Annotated in this window: 1 protein-coding gene; it reads right to left on the bottom strand. The window is 23.3% G+C overall.

Annotated features, from left to right (window positions below):
* Window positions 1–249: ATP-binding protein (locus tag ETC07_RS15350; RefSeq protein ID WP_136249338.1), on the bottom strand; the 249-nt coding region annotated here is incomplete at both ends.

Below are 249 nucleotides of genomic sequence, written 5' to 3'. Positions count from 1 at the left end.
ATATATTCGCTATTCTTTTCCAACTCAATAGTATATTTTTTATTAGAGTCAAAATGTTTTGTAATTACTTGCACTTCATCTGATAACATAAAACAAGATAAAAAACCTATACCAAAATTCCCTATTGGATTATAGCTATGTTTATAGTTTAAAAAGTCTTTTGATTTATAGTATGATTTTCCTACATTTAAAAAGTAATTCTTAATGATATATTCATTCATACCCATACCATTATCAGAAATAATTACT

The sequence above is a fragment of the Halomonas borealis genome, from assembly GCF_004798905.1.
GTDB classification, from domain to species: Bacteria; Pseudomonadota; Gammaproteobacteria; order Pseudomonadales; family Halomonadaceae; genus Halomonas; species Halomonas borealis.
The sequence above is the reverse complement of the archived record's forward strand: the minus strand, read 5'-3'. Positions and strand labels throughout refer to the sequence as shown.